The organism is Arthrobacter sp. TB 26 (assembly GCF_000427315.1).
Lineage (GTDB): Bacteria > Actinomycetota > Actinomycetes > Actinomycetales > Micrococcaceae > Arthrobacter.
In genome coordinates, this window is sequence record NZ_AUPJ01000201.1 from 1 (window position 1) to 2,639 (window position 2,639).

The 2,639-nt window shown below is 68.3% G+C and carries 4 protein-coding genes; 2 read left to right on the forward strand and 2 right to left on the reverse strand.

Features of this window, described 5'->3' with window-relative positions:
- Positions 1-939 (reverse strand): DMT family transporter (locus tag K789_RS0107150; RefSeq protein ID WP_024366166.1); only part of this gene is annotated, 939 nt, incomplete at its 3' end.
- A 33-nt stretch (positions 940-972) separates the two neighbouring features.
- On the opposite strand from K789_RS0107150, the gene K789_RS0107155 reads away from it, so the two are divergent.
- Positions 973-1,209: an RNA-binding S4 domain-containing protein gene (locus K789_RS0107155; RefSeq protein WP_024366167.1), complete on the forward strand. Its 237-nt coding sequence runs from the start codon at positions 973-975 to the stop codon at positions 1,207-1,209.
- Positions 1,210-1,253: 44 nt separating this feature from the next.
- Here the strand turns inward: K789_RS0107155 and K789_RS0107160 are convergent, their stop codons facing one another.
- Positions 1,254-1,904, reverse strand: coding sequence for an alpha/beta hydrolase (locus tag K789_RS0107160; RefSeq protein ID WP_024366168.1), 651 nt, complete (start codon positions 1,902-1,904; stop codon positions 1,254-1,256).
- A 70-nt stretch (positions 1,905-1,974) separates the two neighbouring features.
- Here K789_RS0107160 and K789_RS0107165 point away from each other — a divergent pair.
- Positions 1,975-2,639 (forward strand): SGNH/GDSL hydrolase family protein (locus K789_RS0107165; protein WP_157835668.1); only part of this gene is annotated, 665 nt, incomplete at its 3' end.

Consider the following 2,639-nt stretch of genomic DNA (forward strand, 5'->3'; position numbering starts at 1 on the left):
CAGGCTCGCGAGCACAATCGCTCCAAGGGTCAGCAGGGTCCCGAGCACGGTGGGCAGCTCGACCACGGTGCCGGGTCCGGGGAACGCCAGGTCGAGCCCCAGGGAGCCCAGCAGCTGGCCCGCGATCATGCCGAGTCCGGTCACCAGCACGCCCAGGCTGCGGACCAGCAGGGCACCGACGCCGATAAAGACGCAGCCTAGGGGCCCGCCAAGGTAGTACCACCACTCCCCCGGCAGCGCGTTGCCGGGCCCGGCGACGGCGATCTTGACCAGCCAGGCGGCCCAGAGCAGGACCGCGCCGGCGATGAAGTTCATCAGGGTCGCCGCGATGGGGGTGCCGTAGTGCACCGCGGCGGTGCCGTTCATGGCCTGCTGGAAGCTCATCAGGAAGCCGGCCAGCACGGGAAGGATCACCGGGACCAGCAGCTCCGCAGGCCCGGCTCCGGCGCCGGAGAACCGCGGCGAGACGGCCCAGGCGACGGCGGCGACGGTCAGGATGCTGCCGATCACCCGGATCCCGGTAATGGATCTCCTGCCGGCCGGTCCGATCCCCAACCGGTCCACCAGCAGGCCGCTGAGGGTCTGCCCGGTCACGGTCGCGACGGTGAACAGGGCGACGCCCAGCAGGCCGATGGTGAAGGACTGCGCGAAGACGAAGAACCCGCCGATGCAGCCGGCCAGCAGGTAGTAGGGCGGGAACCGGCGCTCCCGGACGGCCGGCAGGATCCGCGCCAGCCCGCCCCGGCCCTTAGGCAGCGCGAGCGAAATCACGATCATCAGCCCCAGCCCGGTGGTGAAACTCACCACCGCGGCCGCGATCCCGTCCGCGAGCGCCGCCCCGAGGGCGCCGTTGATCCTGCCCTGCACGGGCATCAGCAGCCCCGCGGCCACTGCGAGGGGCAGCCCTGCGAGGGACGGGAGCCTGGGTGTGTGCGTCATTGCTGCCACCTTTCGTCAGGCATCATTGCTTGTATGAGCAACCCGGAAATTGAAGAGATCCCCATCCGCGACGACATGATCCGGCTCGGTCAGCTCCTGAAGCTGGCCAGCCTGGTCGAGGACGGTGTGGAGGCGGCGGAGCTGATCAAGGGCGGACTCGTCAAGGTCAACGGTGAGATCGATGAGCGCCGCGGCCGCCAGCTCCACCACGGCGACACCGTCACCGTGAATGGCCGGACAGTCCGGATCAGCACTCCCGCCGGCGCCTAGCCCCGGCGCCGGTCGCCGGGCGGAAGCCGCCCGGCGTCGTGCGGTTACTTGCTCAGCACCCCGTGGGTGAGGAACTCGGAGACGTGCCCGATTTCCTGCTGGTTGATGCCGTGCCACATCCCGGTGTAGAGCACCTTGGTGAGCTTCACGTGCTTGCGCACCCAGCCCATGGTGAACTCGACCTTGTCCGGTGTGATCACGGGATCCTGCTGGTCGCGTCCCCAGAACATCGGCACGGTTCCGTCCAGTTCCGCGTCGCGGAAGCTCGTGTCCCCGCCGGCGTCGACCGCGAAGCCGGACAGCCCGACGACGGCCGCATAGTCTGCGGGGCGCCGCCGCAGCAACGTGGTGGCCAGGGCCATCCCCATCGAGAAGCCCAACAGCGTCACGGACGGGTGGTTCGGCCGGACCGAGTCGAGCCAGTCCTCCACATACGACGCGGCGTCCTTGACCGCATCGAGGGAGTACTCGATCGACGCCGTCAGCGGGAACCACGTGAAGCCGGGGCCAGAAACCATCGGGGCACGCAACGAGGCCACCACGAACTCGTCGGGCAGCAGGTCCGCCAGGCTCAGGAGGTCCTGTTCGTTGGCGCCGTAGCCGTGCAGCAGGACCAGGAGCGGCTTGCCGGCGCGCTCTTCCTCGGGCTTGGACCATAGGACAACGGGGGCGGGGAAGGAAGCGGCTTGAGTCATGGCTCCATTCTTACAGTTACCCGGAAGTAACAACTTACGGTGGCGTAGCTCTGCAGGAAGAGTGCACCATATGAAGGTGAGTGAAACCGAAGCCATCGAGAACTCCCCGGATAACGCCGTTGCCCACCCCTGGACCCGTTACGTGGCCATGGGTGACTCCTTCACGGAGGGCATCGGTGATCCGGAGCCGGCGAGTCCGGGCGGACACCGGGGCTGGGCGGACCGGGTGGCCGAGGAGCTGAGCCGCGGGCACGAGGGATTCGCCTACGCCAACCTGGCCGTCCGGGGCCGGCTCCTGCAGCAGATCGTGGACCAGCAACTGGCACATTGCCTGTCGCTCCGGCCGGATCTTGTGACATTGTCCGCCGGTGGAAACGACCTGATCCGCCCCGGCGGGGATCCGGACGCCCTGGCCGAGAAGCTGGACTCGGTGGTGCAGATCCTGAGCCTGGCCGGCGCCACGGTGGTCCTCTTCAATGGTCCGGACACCGGCTCGTCCGTGCTGGGGCGCGTGCGCAGCAAAGTGGCCATCTACAACGAGAACCTCCGCACCATCGCGGCCCGCCACGACGCCGTCATTGCGGACATGTGGTCCCTGCGGCAGCTGAATGATCCGCAAATGTGGGATGCGGACCGCCTGCACTTCTCGCCGCTGGGCCACCACACCATCGCGGCCATGGTCCTGGATTCCCTCAACGTTGAGCACACCCTGGAGCCGCTCTCCCCCAAGCCCCT